General features: G+C 62.8%; 19 protein-coding genes. 11 read left to right on the plus strand and 8 right to left on the minus strand.

All coding sequences use genetic code 11. The features are described 5' to 3' along the window. The first annotated feature begins 62 nt into the window (after window positions 1–62). Genes pstC through phoB form a run of 5 tightly spaced genes read left to right on the plus strand, consistent with a single transcriptional unit; the run spans window position 63 to window position 5130 of the window. Window positions 63–1523, plus strand: a complete 1461-nt coding sequence (gene pstC / locus X750_RS141105) for a phosphate ABC transporter permease subunit PstC (RefSeq protein WP_023748347.1) — start codon at window positions 63–65, stop codon at window positions 1521–1523. Next, the gene (gene pstA, locus X750_RS141100; RefSeq protein WP_023748348.1) at window positions 1520–2836 is read left to right on the plus strand and encodes a phosphate ABC transporter permease PstA; all 1317 of its coding nucleotides are present in this window, start codon (window positions 1520–1522) and stop codon (window positions 2834–2836) included. The genes pstC and pstA overlap by 4 nt, the downstream gene beginning before the upstream one ends. Before the next feature lie 17 nt (window positions 2837–2853). Then, window positions 2854–3678 carry a phosphate ABC transporter ATP-binding protein PstB gene (pstB, locus tag X750_RS141095; protein ID WP_023670110.1) on the plus strand — a complete coding sequence of 275 codons (825 nt, stop codon included), beginning with the start codon at window positions 2854–2856 and terminating at the stop codon, window positions 3676–3678. 41 nt (window positions 3679–3719) lie between these two features. Next, window positions 3720–4424, plus strand: a complete 705-nt coding sequence (phoU, locus tag X750_RS141090; protein ID WP_023670109.1) for a phosphate signaling complex protein PhoU — start codon at window positions 3720–3722, stop codon at window positions 4422–4424. Between the two features lie 16 nt (window positions 4425–4440). Continuing rightward, the gene (phoB, locus tag X750_RS141085) at window positions 4441–5130 is read left to right on the plus strand and encodes a phosphate regulon transcriptional regulator PhoB (RefSeq protein WP_031193203.1); all 690 of its coding nucleotides are present in this window, start codon (window positions 4441–4443) and stop codon (window positions 5128–5130) included. Window positions 5131–5160: 30 nt separating this feature from the next. On the opposite strand, the gene X750_RS141080 is transcribed toward phoB, so the two are convergent. Further along, window positions 5161–6396, minus strand: a complete 1236-nt coding sequence (locus X750_RS141080; protein WP_023683969.1) for an ROK family protein — start codon at window positions 6394–6396, stop codon at window positions 5161–5163. Window positions 6397–6660: 264 nt separating this feature from the next. Between X750_RS141080 and xylF the strand changes: the two genes are divergently transcribed. The 4 genes from xylF (at window position 6661) to X750_RS141060 (ending at window position 11772) form a co-directional block, all read left to right on the plus strand. Further along, window positions 6661–7701: a D-xylose ABC transporter substrate-binding protein gene (xylF, locus tag X750_RS141075; protein ID WP_023683968.1), complete on the plus strand. Its 1041-nt coding sequence runs from the start codon at window positions 6661–6663 to the stop codon at window positions 7699–7701. Window positions 7702–7845: 144 nt separating this feature from the next. Beyond that, the gene (locus tag X750_RS141070) at window positions 7846–9162 is read left to right on the plus strand and encodes a sugar ABC transporter permease (protein WP_023748349.1); all 1317 of its coding nucleotides are present in this window, start codon (window positions 7846–7848) and stop codon (window positions 9160–9162) included. 12 nt (window positions 9163–9174) lie between these two features. Continuing rightward, on the plus strand, window positions 9175–9972 hold the full coding sequence (locus tag X750_RS141065; RefSeq protein WP_023748350.1) for an ATP-binding cassette domain-containing protein: 798 nt from the start codon (window positions 9175–9177) through the stop codon (window positions 9970–9972). A 153-nt stretch (window positions 9973–10125) separates the two neighbouring features. Beyond that, window positions 10126–11772, plus strand: coding sequence for a CHASE domain-containing protein (locus X750_RS141060; protein WP_023748351.1), 1647 nt, complete (start codon window positions 10126–10128; stop codon window positions 11770–11772). 39 nt (window positions 11773–11811) lie between these two features. Here X750_RS141060 and X750_RS141055 read toward each other — a convergent pair whose 3' ends face one another. The 6 genes from X750_RS141055 to X750_RS141035 all read right to left on the minus strand — a co-directional run bounded on the left by X750_RS141055 (window position 11812) and on the right by X750_RS141035 (window position 15289). Beyond that, window positions 11812–12054 (minus strand): YMGG-like glycine zipper-containing protein, encoded by a 243-nt coding sequence (locus X750_RS141055; RefSeq protein ID WP_023670102.1) that lies wholly within the window; start codon window positions 12052–12054, stop codon window positions 11812–11814. Window positions 12055–12137: 83 nt separating this feature from the next. Beyond that, window positions 12138–12464 carry a hypothetical protein gene (locus X750_RS141050; RefSeq protein ID WP_023748352.1) on the minus strand — a complete coding sequence of 109 codons (327 nt, stop codon included), beginning with the start codon at window positions 12462–12464 and terminating at the stop codon, window positions 12138–12140. Window positions 12465–12606: 142 nt separating this feature from the next. After that, a complete protein-coding gene (locus X750_RS1000000166530) occupies window positions 12607–12783 on the minus strand; it encodes a hypothetical protein (RefSeq protein WP_023683964.1) in 177 nt (58 codons plus the stop codon). Window positions 12784–12912: 129 nt separating this feature from the next. Further along, the gene (locus X750_RS141045) at window positions 12913–13947 is read right to left on the minus strand and encodes a PAS domain-containing sensor histidine kinase (RefSeq protein ID WP_023670099.1); all 1035 of its coding nucleotides are present in this window, start codon (window positions 13945–13947) and stop codon (window positions 12913–12915) included. A 160-nt stretch (window positions 13948–14107) separates the two neighbouring features. Further along, window positions 14108–14275, minus strand: coding sequence for a DUF1328 domain-containing protein (locus X750_RS1000000165000; RefSeq protein WP_023670098.1), 168 nt, complete (start codon window positions 14273–14275; stop codon window positions 14108–14110). Window positions 14276–14494: 219 nt separating this feature from the next. Beyond that, window positions 14495–15289 (minus strand): response regulator, encoded by a 795-nt coding sequence (locus X750_RS141035; protein WP_023670097.1) that lies wholly within the window; start codon window positions 15287–15289, stop codon window positions 14495–14497. A 212-nt stretch (window positions 15290–15501) separates the two neighbouring features. Here X750_RS141035 and X750_RS141030 point away from each other — a divergent pair, with 212 nt between their 5' ends. Together X750_RS141030 and X750_RS141025 are read left to right on the plus strand one after the other, a co-directional pair. Continuing rightward, window positions 15502–15705, plus strand: coding sequence for a NepR family anti-sigma factor (locus tag X750_RS141030; protein ID WP_023670096.1), 204 nt, complete (start codon window positions 15502–15504; stop codon window positions 15703–15705). A 3-nt stretch (window positions 15706–15708) separates the two neighbouring features. Beyond that, window positions 15709–16260: a sigma-70 family RNA polymerase sigma factor gene (locus X750_RS141025; RefSeq protein ID WP_023670095.1), complete on the plus strand. Its 552-nt coding sequence runs from the start codon at window positions 15709–15711 to the stop codon at window positions 16258–16260. Window positions 16261–16316: 56 nt separating this feature from the next. Here X750_RS141025 and X750_RS141020 read toward each other — a convergent pair whose 3' ends face one another. After that, window positions 16317–16634 carry a response regulator gene (locus X750_RS141020; RefSeq protein WP_050588811.1) on the minus strand — a complete coding sequence of 106 codons (318 nt, stop codon included), beginning with the start codon at window positions 16632–16634 and terminating at the stop codon, window positions 16317–16319. Window positions 16635–16783: the final 149 nt, after the last annotated feature.

The following is a 16783-nucleotide window of genomic DNA, read 5'->3' on the forward strand; positions in this document are numbered from 1 at the left end:
CGCCCTGATTTCGCCGCTTGCCGCAACGGCGGCGGCGATCTGAATTTTCCCTGGGGTGGGTTATGTCGTCCTTGCTCGTACTCGCCATAATCATCGTCATAGGCGTGGTCGCTTTTGTGGTCGGCCGCCAGCGCGCCGCGGCGCAGGATACCGGCAAGGTCAAGCCGCATTCGCGCGCGCATTATCATGGCTGGTGGGCCTTTCTGCTCGCGGTCCTGCCTGCCGTCCTTTTGCTCGCCGTCTGGGATATCGGCTCTTCCTTCTATCTCGACCGGCATATCCATGCCGCTTTGCCCGAGCGCACCGCCGACACAAAGGTCGCCAGCGAAGCGCTCGACGCCAGCCTGGTGAAGAGCCTGGCCAAGGGCTTGCGCCGGCTCGATGGCGATACCGCACTTCCCGCTACTTTCGCCGAATTGCAGCCGCTGCTCGCCGCCAAGGGCGTGGCACTGGCCAGCGACACACAGGACTACATGATCCCGATCGCGGTCGAGGCGAACCAGGTCCAGGACCGGCTCGGCCTGTTCGGCGCCGTGCTGACCTTCGCGCTGTCGGTCGCCGGCGCCTTCTATGCGCTGAGGCAGATCGCGCCGCGCGCCAGGGCGCGCAACAATGTCGAGAAGCTGATGCTGTGGGGGCTGCTTGCGGCCTCGACCATCGCCATCCTGACCACGGTCGGCATCGTGCTGTCGATGCTGTTCCAGACGATCACCTTCTTCGAGAGCGTATCGCCGATGAGCTTCTTCTTCGGCACGGTGTGGGATCCGCGTTTCGCCGCCGCCGGTTCCGGCGGCAGCCAGGGTCAGTTCGGCCTGATCCCGCTACTCGCCGGCACGCTCTACATCGCCGCCGTCGCGCTTCTGGTCGCAGTGCCGGTAGGGCTGATGTCGGCGGTCTACATGTCCGAATACGCCTCGCGCAGCGTCCGGTCGGTGGTCAAGCCCGCGCTTGAACTGCTGGCCGGCATCCCGACCATCGTCTACGGCATCTTCGCCGTGGTCACGCTCGGACCGTTCCTGCGCGACCTCTCGGCAGCCCTCACCGGCGGCTCTCCCTTCATCCAGGGCCAGAGCATCTTCACCGCCGGCCTGGTGATGGGCGTCATGCTGATCCCGGTCGTGTCCTCTTTGTCCGACGACATCATCACCGCGGTGCCGCGCGCAATGCGTGACGGCTCGCTCGGCCTCGGTGCCACGCGCTCCGAGACGATCAAGCGGGTGATCCTGCCGGCGGCACTGCCCGGCATCGTCGGCGCCATCCTGTTGACGGCGTCGCGCGCCATCGGCGAGACGATGATCGTCGTGCTGGCGGCGGGCGTCGCGGCCAATCTGACGGCCAACCCGTTCGAGGCGATGACGACCATCACCGTCAAGATCGTCAACCAGCTGACCGGCGATCTCGAGTTCAACTCGCCGCAGACGCTGGTCGCCTTCGCGCTCGGCCTGACGCTGTTCGCGCTGACGCTGGTGATGAACATCGTCGCCCTCTACATCGTGCGCAAGTACCGGGAGCAGTACGAATGACCGACATCCCCCTGGACACGATGGCGGGTGCCGTCGCGCGTCCGCGCCGCGACATCGGGCTGAAGGCGCGCTACGCCGCCGAACGCCGGTTCCGCATCTATGGCGTGATTGCGATCTCGGTGGGCCTGGCGTTCCTGGCCATCATGTTGATCACCATCGTCTCGAAAGGCTACACCGCCTTCTGGCAGACGACGGTGACGCTGCCGGTCACCTTCGACGAGAAGGTGATCGATCCCTCCGGCAAGCGCGCGACCGACCCTACCGTGCTGATCAAGGCGAACTATCCCAAGCTCGCCGAAAACGCGCTGGTGGCCAAGCTCGGCATCGATCCGGCCAACAAGCCGATGATGCTGAAGCTCAAGGGCTTCCTGTCGGAAGGCGCCCGCGTCCAGCTGCGCGACATCGTCTCCGCCGATCCGTCGGTGATCGGCACGACGCGTGACGTCGACATCCTGGCCGCCGCCAATCTCGACTCGGCCTCCAAGGGCCAGATCGACCTCGGCGTCGATGAAGCGCGCCGCAAGGTGTCCGACCAGCAGATCGACTGGATGAACAAGCTCAAAGCCGAAGGCGCGATGGCCGAGCATTTCAACACCGGCCTGTTCAGCTATGGCGCCTCCAGCCGGCCCGAGACGTCGGGCATGGGCGTGGCCATCATCGGTTCGTTCTACATGATGGTGATCGTGCTTTTGCTGGCGCTGCCGATCGGCGTCGCCGCCTCGATCTATCTCGAGGAGTTCGCCAAGAAGAACCGCTTTACGGACCTGATCGAAGTCAACATCAACAATCTCGCGGCGGTGCCGTCGATCGTCTTCGGTCTGCTTGGCCTTGCCGTGTTCATCAACTTCCTCGGCATGCCGCGCTCGGCTTCCTTCGTCGGCGGCCTGGTGCTGACCTTGATGACGCTGCCGACCATCATCATCGCCACGCGCGCCGCCCTCGCCGCGGTGCCGCCGTCGATCCGCTCGGCGGCGCTCGGCCTCGGCGCCTCCAAGATGCAGATGGTGTTCCATCACATCCTGCCGCTTGCCGCCCCAGGCATCCTTACCGGCACCATCATCGGCCTGGCGCGTGCGCTCGGCGAGACAGCACCGCTGCTCTTGATCGGCATGGTCGCTTTCGTCGCCGATTATCCGACGACGCCTTTCGATCCGGCGACCGCGCTGCCGGTTCAGATCTATATGTGGGCAAACGAGGCTGAGCGCGCTTTTGTCGAGCGCATGTCCGGCGCCATCATCATCCTGCTCGTCTTCCTCATGGCCATGAACATCACCGCGATCGTGCTCCGGCGCCGGTTCGAGCGGCGCTGGTAGAAAAAAGGCAATTTGGTATGAACATCATGACCGAACAGTCCCTTGAGAATGCAGTGGGCGACAAAATGAACGCCAAGTCGAACGAAGTCATCAAGATGCGCGGCGACAAGGTCGGCGTCTTCTACGGCGAGAAGCAGGCGTTGTTCGACGTCAATCTCGACGTCCGCCAGAACCAGGTGACGGCGCTGATCGGCCCGTCCGGCTGCGGCAAGTCGACCTTCCTGCGCTGCCTCAACCGCATGAACGACACCATCGATTCGGCGCGGGTGACCGGCAAGATCACGCTCGATGAAGACGACATCTACGACAAGAACATCGATGTCGTCGAACTGCGCGCCCGCGTCGGCATGGTGTTCCAGAAACCCAACCCGTTCCCGAAGTCGATCTACGAGAACGTCGCCTACGGCCCGCGCATCCATGGGCTGGCCAAGCGCAAGTCCGACATGGACCAGATCGTCGAGCAGAGCCTGAAGAAGGCGGCGATCTGGAACGAGGTCAAGGACCGCCTGCAGGAGCCCGGCACCGGCCTGTCCGGCGGCCAGCAGCAGCGCCTGTGCATCGCGCGCGCCATCGCCGTGTCGCCGGAGGTGATCCTGATGGACGAGCCCTGCTCGGCGCTCGATCCGATCGCCACCGCCCGTGTCGAGGAGCTGATCGACGAACTGCGCCAGAACTACACGATCGTCATCGTCACCCACTCGATGCAGCAGGCGGCGCGCGTGTCGCAGCGCACGGCGATGTTCCATCTCGGCTATCTCGTCGAGGAGGGCGCCACCGACAAGATGTTCACCAACCCCGACGACAAGCGCACCCAGGACTACATTACCGGCCGCTTCGGCTGAGCCGTCCGGCGGGTGAATTTTCAGGCACGAGGACCAAGATCATGGGTGAACATACCGTCGCCTCCTTCGATGAAGAGCTCGGGCAGATCAGCAAGCTGATCCGCGACATGGGCGATCTGGCAGGCTCGATGGTCAGCGGCTCGACCAGGGCGCTGCTCAATTCGGACAATGCGCTGGCACAGCGTGTCGTTTCCGACGACGCCATCATGGATGCGCGCCAGCGCGAACTGGACGACCGCGCCATCACGCTGATCGCCAAGCGCCAGCCGATGGCCAACGATCTGCGCGCCGTGGTCGGCTCGATCCGCATGGCCGGCGACCTCGAGCGCATCGGCGATCTCGCCAAGAACATCGCCAAACGCGTCGGCACCGTGGGCTTGAGCGTCACGCCGCGCGACCTCTCGCACTCCATCGATGCCATGGCGCAGCTGGTGCTGATCCAGGTGCAAGGCGTCGTCGAGGAATATGCCGCCACCGATGCGGCAGCTCTTGCAAAACTCAGGAATGACGACGAGCGCATCGACGTCAAATACACGTCCGTGTTTCGTGAGCTCTTGACCTACATGATGGAAGACCCTCGCAACATCACCGCCTGCACGCATCTCTTGTTCTGCGCCAAGAATCTTGAGCGCATCGGCGATCATGTCACCAACATCGCCGAAAATGCGTATTATGTGCTGACCGGCCAGCAATTGCCCGCCAATCGTCCGAAGCAGGACGAGACGGCGATGGCCACGCCGGCCTGATGAGGGTGAACTGCCTATGATCGCGCCACGCATCATGGTCGTGGAGGACGAGGAGCCGCTAGGCGTGCTCCTCCGCTACAACCTCGAATCCGAAGGCTATCACGTCGAGGTGGTGACACGCGGCGACGAGGCCGAGATCCGCCTGCAGGAAAACGTGCCCGATCTCCTGGTGCTCGACTGGATGGTGCCCGCTGTTTCCGGCATCGAGCTCTGCCGGCGGCTTAGAGTGCGGCCCGAAACCGAGCGGCTGCCGATCATCATGCTGACCGCGCGCGGTGAGGAAAGCGATCGCGTGCGCGGCCTGTCCACCGGTGCCGACGACTATCTGGTCAAGCCATTCTCGACGCCGGAGTTCATGGCGCGCGTGAAGGCGCTGCTGCGCCGGGCCAAGCCGGAAGTGCTGTCCAGCGTGCTCAAGGTCGGCGACATCGTGCTCGACCGCGAGTCGCACCGTGTCTACCGCAAGAAGAGCGAGATCAGGCTCGGACCGACCGAGTTCCGGCTGCTCGAATTCATGATGCGCCATCCCGGCCGCGTGTTCTCGCGCAGCCAGCTGCTCGACAATGTCTGGGGCGAGACGATCTACATCGACGAGCGAACCGTCGACGTCCATGTCGGGCGCTTACGCAAAGCGGTCAACAACGGCCGCATGCCGGATGTCATCCGTACCATTCGCGGCGCCGGCTACGCGATCAGGGAAGACTAGGATGCTGCGCGTCGCGCCGTTGCCGGCCATTCAGGCGACATGCTTGCCGGATTTGGCCTGAATGCCCGGCGCGAAAATCTCCTGATCGACGAAGCCGAGCGCGCGCATGGCACAGCCTTCGCGGATCAGCGGCAGCTCGTTGGGCTCGGTGTCGAAGGAGATCGACTTCGAGTGCTGGCCGCCGGCGGTCTGGGCGATCGCTTCGCGCAATGCCGGCTCGATCAGGTCGAAGGCGGCGGCGCTGACGCCAACCATGGCGACAGGCGCCGGGTCGATCAGCGCAAACAGGCTGCCGAGGCCGAAGCCGAGCGCCTCACCGGCCTTGCGATAGGCTTCGCGCTCCGGGCCATCGGTTTCGCGGGCGCGCGCGGCGAGTGCGCGCATATCAGCGTCGCCGATATCGACCGGCTCGGCATCTTCGCTCATCATTTTGGCGCTGCGCCAGATGGCGTAGTTTCCGGCATAGGCCTCGACGCAGCCGCGCCGCCCGCAGCGGCAGAGCGCGCCGCCCGGACGGTGGATCATGTGGCCGAACTCGCCGCCCGAGGAATGGGTGCCGGTGAACAGTTCGCCTTTCAGCACCAGCCCCATGCCGATGCCGTGCGACAAGAGGATCGCGATGAAATTGTCGCGGTAGCGCTCGGGCTGGCGCCATTGCAGGGCCACCGCCATCATATTGCAGTCGTTCTCCATGGTGGCAGGAATGCCGAATTCCGCTTCCAACATGTCGGCGAAGGCAATGTCGGTCAGTGGCGTGATTGGCGACCACAGCATGGCCCGCGCCTGCGAATCGGTGATGCCCTGGATGCCCATGGCAATGCGGGCGATGCTCTGGACATCGAGGTCCGGGTCCGCGAGACGCCGCCCGACGATTGCTACGCATTCGCCGATCAGCTCGTCGCGCGGCATGGTCAGCGTGTCGAGCCGGCGCTGTTCTTCCGCGACCACCTGGCCGGCATAGTCGATGACGGTGACGGAGAGGAAGTTCAGCGACAGCACCACGGTCATGACCGCCGCCGCTTCCGGGTTGAGGCCAAGGCCGACCTGCGGCCGGCCGCGTTTCAGCGAGCCGGTCTCGCCAGGCTTGCCTTCAATCAGGATGCCTTCTTGAATTAGATCAGACGAGATTGCCGATATCGTCGAATGGCTGAGGCCGGTGGTCGCCGCAATCTCGGTCCGCGACGGCTGGCCGGCCCGGCGCACGGCCGAAATCACCATCGCACGGTTGCGACGGCGCAGATCGTCGTGGCGGATCCCAACCGACATTTGTTTTCCTCCCGGCCTCCTCGCGCCTCATGATAGTGAAGGCGTTCGACGGCACCAGCCAAATATTGGCAGACGCCGGCAGCCCTGTCATTGTTTATTGCGGAGCTCGAAAAAATTCGGCAACGCCATCAGAATCCATCATAATCGATGTTGACAGTGCCTTATCATTGAACCAGTATTTTTTCGAGGCTCGAAAAAATGGAGCCTCTTTGTGCAGGCCTTCGGGCCGGTTTTGTCGCGCCGGGCGGCGCAGGGAGGGTTATAATGAACAGATTTGCAGCCGCCATGCTGGCGGGTGTCGCCATGTCGCTGGCGCTGATGTCGGTCGCGCAGGCGAAGGACAAGGTCATCGGCGTGTCGTGGTCGAACTTCCAGGAAGAGCGCTGGAAGACCGACGAGGCGGCGATGAAAACGGCGATCGAAGCCGCCGGCGACAAGTACATTTCGGCCGACGCGCAGTCCAATCCCGGCAAGCAGCTGACCGACGTCGAAAGCCTGATCTCGCAGGGCGCCAACTCGCTGATCATCTTGGCGCAGGACGCCTCGGCCATCGGCCCGGCGGTGCAGAAGGCGCTGGACGAAGGCATTCCGGTCGTCGGCTATGATCGCCTGATCGAGAACAAGGACGTCTTCTACCTGACCTTCGACAACAAGGAAGTCGGCCGCATGCAGGCCCGCGAAGTGTTCAAGGCGAAGCCCGAAGGCAACTATGTCTTCATCAAGGGCTCGGGCTCGGATCCGAATGCCGATTTCCTGTTCTCGGGCTCGATGGAAGTGCTCAAGGAAGCCATCGACTCGGGCAAGATCAAGAATGTCGGCGAGGCCTATACCGATGGCTGGCTGCCGGCCAACGCCCAGAAGAACATGGAACAGTTCCTGACCGCCAATGACAACAAGGTCGATGCCGTGGTTGCGGCCAATGACGGCACCGCCGGCGGCGTTGTCGCCGCGCTGACGGCGCAGGGCCTTGCCGGAACGGTTCCGGTCTCGGGCCAGGACGGCGACCATGCCGCCCTGAACCGCATCGCGCTCGGCACGCAGACGGTGTCGGTGTGGAAAGACGCGCGCGAACTCGGCAAGAACGCCGCCGAGATCGCCTCGCAGCTTGCCGATGGCAAGAAGACGGGCGACATTGCCGGCGCCAAGGACTTCACCACGCCTGGCGGCAACACCGTCAAGTCGCTGTTCCTGACCCCCGTCGCGATCACCAAGGACAACCTCAACGTCGTCATCGACGCCGGCTGGATCAAGAAGGACGAAGTCTGCACGGGCGTCGCCGCCGGCAGCGTCGCGGCTTGCAACTGATCTCGACGACTTGAAGAAATGAGGCGCCGCGGCTGTCAAGCCGCGGCGTTTTCTCTACGAGAATTGTGTGTTTCCGCCATCGGCGGCAAACTTCTAGGCTGTGGTCCGGCATCCGCGCCCGACGGCAAGCCGCTGGAGGACATCATGACCGACACGACCTCAAATCCGCAGGCCGATACGGCACGAGCGTCTGAACTCGGCGCGGTCGCCCGGTTCCTGAAAGCGACCGAGCTCGACACGCGCATCCTCGGCATGGTCGGCGCGCTGCTGGTCATCTGGGTCGGCATACATATCCTGTCGGGCGGGCTTTTCCTGACGCCGCGCAATCTTTGGAACCTGTCGGTGCAGACGTCCTCGGTCGCGATCATGGCTACCGGCATGGTATTGGTCATCGTCATGCGCAACATCGACCTTTCGGTGGGCTCCGTCGAAGGCGTGATCGGCATGATCATGGGCGTGGCACAGGCCGAATTCCTGATTCGCGTCATCGGCTTCCAGCTTGGAAACCCCTGGCTCTGGATCGTCGCGCTTGCCGCCGGCGTGGTGCTTGGTCTGCTGATCGGCGCGTTCCAGGGCTTCATCATCGCCTATATGCAGGTTCCGGCCTTCATCGTGACGCTTGGTGGCCTGCTGGTCTGGCGCGGCATGGCATGGCTCATCACCAGCGGGCGCACGGTCGCGCCACTCGACGCCACCTTCCAGCTGATGGGCGGCGGACCACGCGGCTCGATTGGCGCCGCTGCCAGCTGGATCGTCGGCATCGTCGCCTGCGCGGCGGTCGCCTTCGCGCTGCTCAACGGTCGCTCGCAGCGCAAGCGCTTCAGCTTTCCACTGCGCCCCGTCTGGGCCGAGACCTTGCTTGGCGTGGTCGCTTGCGCGGCCATCCTCGGCGCCGTGTGGATCGCCAATTCCTATCCATGGCCGATCGGCATCGTGCGCCAGTACGCACAGCAGAACGGCATCACCGTTCCCGAAGGCGGGCTGTTCATCGCGCATGGCATCGCCATACCGGTGCTAATGGCGGTGATTGTCGGCATCATCATGACGTTCATCACCAAGCGCACGCGTTTCGGCCGCTATGTCTTCGCCATCGGGGGCAATCCGGAGGCAGCGGAACTCGCCGGCATCAACACGCGCTGGGTGACCATGAAGGTGTTCATGATCATGGGTGTGCTGGCTGCAATCAGCGCGGCGATCTCGTCGGCCCGTCTCAATGCGTCAACCAATGCGCTGGGCACACTGGACGAGCTTTTGGTGATCGCGGCCGCTGTCATCGGCGGCACGTCGCTCGCGGGCGGCGCCGGAACGGTGATGGGCGCCATGCTCGGCGCGCTACTGATGCAGTCGCTGCAATCCGGCATGGTGCTGCTCGGCATCGACTCGCCGCTGCAGAGCATTGTCGTTGGCGCTGTCCTGGTCATCGCCGTCTGGCTCGACACCGTCTACCGCAAGCGCGTCTAGGGAGGAACGATTATGGAAAAAACTGCTCCCACCGGTACGCCACTGATCGACATGCGCAACATCTCGATCGCGTTCGGTGGCATTCGCGCCGTCGACGATGCGTCCATCGATCTTTTCCCGGGCGAAGTGGTGGCGCTGCTTGGCCATAACGGCGCCGGTAAGTCGACGCTGATCAAGATCCTGTCGGGCGCCTACAAGCGCGATGCCGGCCAGATCTTGGTCAACGGCCAGGAGGTCTCGATCTCCAACCCGCGCGATGCCAAGAAATACGGCATCGAAACGATCTACCAGACGCTTGCGCTGGCCGACAATGTCGATGCCGCCGCCAACCTGTTCCTTGGCCGCGAGCTGATGACCGCCTGGGGCACGCTGGACGATGTCGCCATGGAGGCCGAGGCGCGCAAGGTGATGGGCCGACTCAATCCGCGCTTCCAGCGGTTCAAGGAGCCGGTGATCAAGCTGTCGGGCGGCCAGCGCCAGTCGGTGGCGATCGCACGCGCCATCCTGTTCAACGCCCGCATCCTGATCATGGACGAACCGACGGCCGCGCTTGGGCCGCAGGAGACGGCGCAGGTCGGCGAACTGGTCAAGCAGCTCAAGGCCGACGGCATCGGCATCTTCCTGATCAGCCACGACATTCACGACGTGTTCGAGCTTGCCGATCGCGTCTGCGTGATGAAGAACGGCCAGGTCGTCGGCACCGCGCGCACCACCGATGTGACCCAGGACGAAGTGCTCGGCATGATCATCCTGGGAAAGTGCCCGCCCGGCGCCGTTCCCGGTCCGGGTGCGCTGAAGATCGCGGCCTGAGACCACGCTATCGTCAGCTGTCATGTTCACTGATGCTCGATCGATAAGCCGGCTAATATACATGATATGCCAGCTGTCATTATGGCTTGGCCGCGCCATTGTCTTGCCGCGGCGACTTGCCCATAAAGGTCCCGAACCGTCCATGGGCCTGCGTTGAAGAAGTTTTTCCCGATCCTTGCCTTCATTGCCGTTGCACTGATCAGCCTGACGATGGCGGGCTTCGCCTATTTCGCGACCCAGGAAGCGGCGCGCATCAAGTTCGAGGCGACGGCCGACGACGCGCTCAACCGCATCGAAAGCCGTATCGATCTGCATCTGTCACTGCTGCGCTCGACGCAGGCGCTGTTCGACGCCCGCAACGGCGAGATTTCAGGTAGCGAATTCAAGGCCTTCTTCAGCGCCCTCGATGTCGATAACAATTTCGCCGGCCTGCGCGGCATCGGCTATCTCAGGCTGGCCAAGACCGGTGACGAAGCGGCGGTCGAGCGCGACATGTTGCGCGACCGCGGCGCCGCCCACACGGTCTATCCGGACACGACACAGCCGTGGCGCACGCCCGTCGTGCTGTTCGAGCCGCTCGACCCTGCCAACGAATCCACCATCGGCTACGATATGTTCACCGAGCCGGTGCGGCGCGAGGCGATCGAAAAAGCGCTGGCCGATGACGCACAGCACGCAAGCGGTCTGGTCCAGCTCGGCCAGGATACTGGCGCGGCGCAGACCTTTACCGGTTTCCTGGTCTTCGTCAGGCTCAATGTCGAAACCGCGCCGGATGGTATCAATGCGTCCAGATCATCGACATCAGGCCTTCTCTACGCGGCCTTCCGCGCCCGCGACCTGTTCCAGACCGCGCTCAGCCGCACGCCTTTGCTGCCGGTCAACACCGCGGTCTATGACAGCACGGCCGACGCCGACAATCTTCTGTTCCAGTCGGAAACGCCGCCGGTTGCGAGCTTTGGCGACAGGCTGTTGGTGACGCGCAAGATCATCGTCGCCGGTCGGCCGTGGACGGTGCTGTTTCGGCCGACAAGTGCATTTTCGCAACCGTCCTCGCGCGCCATTCCGGTCATGCTCGGGCTGTTCGGCCTGCTTCTGGCCGGGGCCATCGCGTTGGTGGCGCGCTACCAGGAGCGCGCCTACGACGCCAAGTCGCTGCTGCATGAAACGACGGAAAAGAGCCTGCTCGAAAAGGATTTGATGCTGCAGGAGATGAAGCATCGGATCAAGAATTCGATCACGCGGGTGCTGGCGATTGCGCGCCAGACGGCAGCGCAAGCAACCGACGTGAAGGAGTTCTCAACTTCCTTCTCGGCCCGCCTGCAGGCAATGGCGGCTTCCCAGGACATGCTGACGCGTTCGCGCTGGCAGAAGGCCGATCTTGGCGACCTGCTGCGCATCGAGCTCGGCCAGGTGTTCGGCAAGGAGCTTCCGGAAGGGATATTGTCAGGGCCTCAGGTGCTGCTCGACGAGAGGACGACGCAGGCGCTTGGCCTGACCTTTCACGAACTGGCGACGAATGCGCTGAAATATGGCGAGGCCGGCAATTCCGTGGGTGCGCTCAAGGTCGACTGGTCGTTCGAGGGGCGCGGGTCCGAGCGGACGCTGGTTCTGAACTGGCGCGAGGCCGGGCAGAAGGAACTCGAAGCGCCGGCGAAGACCGGCTTCGGCACCAAGCTGATCGACCTCAATGTCACGCGCGAATTGCGCGGCACGATTGCCCGAGATTTTCGCATCGATGGGCTTACGGTGGAAATCAGGATCCCGCAGCCTGATGCAGTCAAACAAACGGAGACCGGCTGACCGGTCTCCGTCGCGATTGTCTGACGCTTTTGAAGCGGATCAGCAGCGAGCGGTGTAGAGCCGGCCGCGATTGTCGCGATACTGGCAATAGCCGTTGCGCAGGTTGCGCACCAGCAGGCCGGAACCCGCGCCAACGGCTGCGCCGATCAGCGCACCCTTGCCGCCGCCGATCAGTCCGCCGGCCAAAGCACCGACACCGGCGCCGACACCGACATCCTGCTCGGTCGTGCTGCAGCCGCTTACGGCCACCACCGCAACCATGGCAATAATCAATTTCCGCATAGAATCTCTCCTCACTTTTGTCCTCACTTTAGTAAGCTCCAGCCGCTATTTAGCACGAAACAGCAGCCTTTGCCCGCTCGATCTTATTGTTGGCTAAGAGAGTCTTTTTCGCGGCGCGTGGCGTTCGACGCGACCACGACACTGGAAATCTGCAAAGACGCGTCGAGGGTGCCGTCCGGGCGCACGTTCCAGACGATCTGGTCGTAATCATCCTCCAGCGCGGGGTCGACCGTAAGACATTTGGCAACGACGTGCTCGGCCTGACCCTGCAGGTCGCCGGCAGCGAATGGACGTTCTGCCGTGCATGCTTCGGCGGTTTCGAAAACACTGACCGGCACCGGCAGTTCACGGCATTCGGTCATGTTGTTCGAACAGCCAATTACCAGAAGCAAAGCGGCGATGTGTTCCACGGCGACACGTCCTCTCGCCATAAGAACGGTCCACAGCCGTCAAAGTTCCTGTGCCGAAAGGGGCGTTAATAATTGGTCGGCTACGAGCTGGACAGTTTCTGAGCCAGGCTGCTTGGGAGCAGCGTGAACCTGAGCATCTGGCTCAGACCAATTGCGACGCCACGATCAGCACAACAGCGGCGACGAGCGCGACAGCGGCGACGCGAAGCAAGGGATGCCAGGCGTGCTGCAAAGGCGAGGCTGAAGCGTCAGGATCCTGAAAGCCGCTCATGGACACCCGGGCGGCCTGCTCCAGCCTGTTCATATCGGCAACCGTCATGATCATTCCTCCCATACTCGCGTTGCAGGCTGCGGCCGAAACATCGGTTGAATCGGTCAAGATCCAGCAATCTCTGGGAACCACAGCATCGGATTTTATGGTGAACAGCCGGTTAAGGAATCCCGCCGCTCATTCGGTTTCGAAATTGCCGTGCGGAACGACGAGGCGATATTCGAGGCGGTCACTGGTGATCTCCAGCGTCGCCGTGCCGTTCAGCGATGCCGGCACGACACGTTCGAGGGCAACGCTGCCGAAGCGTTTCTCGGTGCGCCTGTTATCATTGGCGACAATGGCCTCGACCCAGGTCAGCGACAAAGCCGGCTTGTCTGCGGCCTCTGCGACGTTCGACAGATCGGCGGTTACCTCGACAAAGCCGTCCGGCCGCGCCAGGGCGCCGTAGCTGAATGAATTGACGGCGAGTTCGTGCATTGCCAGTCCAATATGAATGGCCGCGTTGGGATTGAGGTAGGGGTTGACGCCATTGAAGCGCAGGCTCTGCGCGGGATCGGCGCCGTAGCGAACGACCTGGCCGCGGATAAGCTCGCGAAGTGCTGCACCCCGCCAGTTCGACGACGTTACCAGATCCTGGGAGGAAGCCAGTGACTGCAGGCGGCCGCGAAAGCGCTTCAGGAAATCGTCGGGTGTCTCGGAATAGCGGCCGGTCTGGGTGGCAATACTCTGGATGATGGCCAACAGGTTCTTGGAGCGGTGGCTGACTTCGCGCAACAGCGTCTTCAGCGTCTGTTCGCGGCGTTTCTGCTCGGTGGTTTCCACCATCGTGGTGACGACGCCCTGCACGTCGCCGCGATGGCCCCGATCGGCATCGACCCATACCTGGAACCAGCGCATGCCATCACCGGTGGGAACACTCAGTTCAAGGCGTTCCGGATTGCCGGAAGCGATCACATTGCTTTTGGCGGCGGCGATTTGCTCAGCTTGCGCCGGTGGCAACGCGCCGTTGCTGTCGGCTGTGTCGGAAACCCACGGCGCACGCATGTTGCGGGCCCATACAGTCTTCAATTCACGATCCTGATAGAGGACGGAAATGCCGGCATTGTGCAGAGCGTGAAGCAAGGCCCGGCCAAGCTGCATTCCGCTTTCAGCCGGGTGCAGTGCGATCACCTCGTCGCCCTGTCCGCTCTCGCCTCCGCCAATGGAACGCATCAATCACCTGTCCACCTGATCAGGACCGAACGATTCACTTGGACTCAGTTCCTGAGTAGGTCCCCAGAAAAGGTCCGCCGGACGATGTCCCGTTGGAGGACATCGCCCGGCGGTGGCTGGAAACCGTTTGAGGGGTGCGGCTTCCAGTGTTCGCCCGCTCCTACGATGCCCGTCTGAACAGGCCGGCCAGAAGCGAGATGACGAGGAAGGCGAGAAAGATGAAGAACAATATTTGCGCGATACCGGCCGAGGTACCGGCGATGCCGCCGAAACCAAGCGCGCCGGCGATGATCGCCACGACGAGAAATACGAGCGCCCAGTAGAGCATGATCTGTCTCCTTCGATACTGGATCAAGAACGTGAGTGATTGCTGTTTGTTCCACCATTTGCCGAAAAAGAAGGTCTTTGGAAGAGGCCCGGACGCGAATTGATTCGCGCGCGTGAGCGCCATACGGCGCGACGGGCAGCCGCCGATCGCCGGGTTAGGCGATCGCCAGTGCCGCCAACGCTGCGAGGCGGCGAAAAGTTGGAGATTGAAGGCCCTACTTCACGCGGCGGCCTTGGCCTGCCGGTCGAAGAACAGCGCTTGGCTGATCAGCGCCTTGACCATGTCGGGATTGAACGGCTTGGTGACGAGGAAGGCCGGTTCAGGCCGCTCGCCGGTCAGCAGACGTTCGGGGAAGGCGGTGATGAAGATTACCGGCACCGAAGTCGACGACAGGATTTCGTTGACCGCATCGATACCCGAGCTGCCATCGGCAAGCTGAATGTCGGCCAGCACCATCTTCGGCCTTGTCTTGCCGAACATCGCCACCGCCTCGGTATGGGTGCGCGCGGTTCCGACCACGTGGTGGCCGAGGCTCTCGACCATTTCCTCGATGTCCATGGCGATCAGCGGCTCGTCCTCGATGATCAGCACATCGGTCGCCACCTGGCGAGAGATCTCGTTGCTCGCCTGGGCAAGCAGTTCGGAGAATTCCTTGGCGTCGACATCGAGAATTTCAGCTGCCTCGTCTTCACCGAAGCCTTCGACCGCGACCAGCAGGAAAGCCTGACGTGGCCGTGGCGCAATGGCGTTCAGATTGGCGGCGGCGCGCTGCTCCCATGCCGATTGCGCCTGCTCCTGCGGAACGCGGATGGCAATGGAGGTGAACAGTTTGGCGAATACCTTGTAGAGCGCGATGCGGTCGCTTGACGCTTGCGGGAAGATGTCGACGTCGGCGATGATGGCTTCGAGCATCGCGGCTACCAGCGCATCGCCACTCTCCTGCGATCCGGATACGGCGCGTGAAAAGCGGCGCAGGAACGGCAGGTGCGGAGCGATGGTTGCGGAAAGGCTCATGGTAGACGTCTCCCTCAGATGACGTGATTGCATAGATTGCAGGTCAAGCTGATTGCAAGCCCCAACACCCAAACGCGGGTTTTGCGAAAAAGTTCCGACACTTGTGGAACGAAACCGTACGGGCGACGTTTGTGGTGCGATGGGCAACCAGACGAGGGGGCCGCTTTGCGTTGTGTAATGGGGCGGCTCGGGGCGCTGGATTTAAGGGCGAAATGAAGGACATGAATAAAGAAACGCTGGCTGGCGCCGCTGACAGGCGCCGGGCCAATTCCGGCGACCCGCTCGGGGCGAATTCGGAAATTGGCCGTAAACTCAAACAGTATTATGACGAGCTGGTCTCGGACAATGTGCCGGATCGCTTTGCCCAGTTGCTCAGCCAACTGGAAAAGGCCGAACCCGCACAGAAGAAGGACTGAGGCATGGCAGCTGTCTCACAAGGGTTCAAGACCGACCTGCTCGGCTCGATCCCGAGCCTGCGGGCCTTTGCCGTGTCGCTGACGCAGAATGCCGACAAGGCCGACGATCTGGTGCAGGAGACGCTGGTCAAGGCTTGGGACAAGCATGAGAGCTTTCAGCCCGGCACCAACCTCAAGGCATGGCTGTTCACCATCCTGCGCAACGAGTTCTATTCCCAGATGCGCAAGCGCGGCCGCGAGGTGCAGGACAGCGACGGCATCATGACGGCCAGGCTTGCCGTTCATCCGGCTCAGCACGGCCAGCTTGACCTCAAGGATTTTCGCGGCGCGCTCGAGCAACTCCCCGAGGACCAGCGCGAAGCCATCATCCTCATCGGCGCTTCAGGCTTTTCCTATGAAGAGGCCGCCGAAATCTGCGGCTGTGCGGTCGGAACGATCAAGAGCCGGGTCAGCCGGGCCCGCACGCGGTTGCAGGAGATCCTCAAAATCTCCGGTGAAGACGAATACGGGCCGGACGCGATCTCGTCCCAGGTGACGGGTTCAAACGCTGCCTGACGGCGGAGGCCCCGTTTGCGGGCCTGGGCTCTCTACACATACGCATCGAAGATATCTCAGACTGGCGCGCGGCCGCAGGCCGCCGCCAGAGCCTCGACGAGATCGGTCCCCGAATAAGGCTTGGTGACCAGGCGGATGCCGGGAAAAGACACTTTGATCTCATCCGGGTCCGAATAGCCGGAGGCAAAGACAAACGGCAGGCCCGATTGGCGCAGCCGCGCGGCGAAATCGAGTGTGGACGTTCCGCCCAGCATGAGGTCCACGATAGCGGCGTCGAACTCGCCAACGACCTTCTGCTCATCGATCTCGGCCAGAGCGCGGGCAATCACTACGTCGCTCGCGCCATGGTCGCGGCAAAGCTGCTCGACATCCATGGCGATCAGGAATTCATCCTCCAAAACAAGAATTCGCAATCCCTCAAGCAATGGCGGCACTTGGCAATCTCTCCTCAATTCTTGCAGCATCGGGTACAGTGACTCCAGTCAACCGCATCGCGGACCTTGGGGGATCGGTCAGGCCTTAA

Source organism: Mesorhizobium sp. LNJC391B00 (genome assembly GCF_000502535.1).
In the GTDB taxonomy this organism is placed as follows: Bacteria; Pseudomonadota; Alphaproteobacteria; order Rhizobiales; family Rhizobiaceae; genus Mesorhizobium.

Excerpts from the sequence above, each read along its gene's own strand:
- pstC (WP_023748347.1), top strand. The coding sequence starts at position 63 with ATGTCGTCCTTGCTCGTACTCGCCATAATCATCGTCATAGGCGTGGTC.
- pstA (WP_023748348.1), top strand. The coding sequence starts at position 1,520 with ATGACCGACATCCCCCTGGACACGATGGCGGGTGCCGTCGCGCGTCCG.
- pstB (WP_023670110.1), top strand. The coding sequence starts at position 2,854 with ATGAACATCATGACCGAACAGTCCCTTGAGAATGCAGTGGGCGACAAA.
- phoU (WP_023670109.1), top strand. The coding sequence starts at position 3,720 with ATGGGTGAACATACCGTCGCCTCCTTCGATGAAGAGCTCGGGCAGATC.
- phoB (WP_031193203.1), top strand. The coding sequence starts at position 4,441 with ATGATCGCGCCACGCATCATGGTCGTGGAGGACGAGGAGCCGCTAGGC.
- X750_RS141080 (WP_023683969.1), bottom strand. The coding sequence starts at position 6,396 with ATGTCGGTTGGGATCCGCCACGACGATCTGCGCCGTCGCAACCGTGCG.
- xylF (WP_023683968.1), top strand. The coding sequence starts at position 6,661 with ATGAACAGATTTGCAGCCGCCATGCTGGCGGGTGTCGCCATGTCGCTG.
- X750_RS141070 (WP_023748349.1), top strand. The coding sequence starts at position 7,846 with ATGACCGACACGACCTCAAATCCGCAGGCCGATACGGCACGAGCGTCT.
- X750_RS141065 (WP_023748350.1), top strand. The coding sequence starts at position 9,175 with ATGGAAAAAACTGCTCCCACCGGTACGCCACTGATCGACATGCGCAAC.
- X750_RS141055 (WP_023670102.1), bottom strand. The coding sequence starts at position 12,054 with ATGCGGAAATTGATTATTGCCATGGTTGCGGTGGTGGCCGTAAGCGGC.
- X750_RS1000000166530 (WP_023683964.1), bottom strand. The coding sequence starts at position 12,783 with ATGACGGTTGCCGATATGAACAGGCTGGAGCAGGCCGCCCGGGTGTCC.
- X750_RS141045 (WP_023670099.1), bottom strand. The coding sequence starts at position 13,947 with ATGCGTTCCATTGGCGGAGGCGAGAGCGGACAGGGCGACGAGGTGATC.
- X750_RS1000000165000 (WP_023670098.1), bottom strand. The coding sequence starts at position 14,275 with ATGCTCTACTGGGCGCTCGTATTTCTCGTCGTGGCGATCATCGCCGGC.
- X750_RS141035 (WP_023670097.1), bottom strand. The coding sequence starts at position 15,289 with ATGAGCCTTTCCGCAACCATCGCTCCGCACCTGCCGTTCCTGCGCCGC.
- X750_RS141030 (WP_023670096.1), top strand. The coding sequence starts at position 15,502 with ATGAAGGACATGAATAAAGAAACGCTGGCTGGCGCCGCTGACAGGCGC.
- X750_RS141025 (WP_023670095.1), top strand. The coding sequence starts at position 15,709 with ATGGCAGCTGTCTCACAAGGGTTCAAGACCGACCTGCTCGGCTCGATC.
- X750_RS141020 (WP_050588811.1), bottom strand. The coding sequence starts at position 16,634 with ATGGATGTCGAGCAGCTTTGCCGCGACCATGGCGCGAGCGACGTAGTG.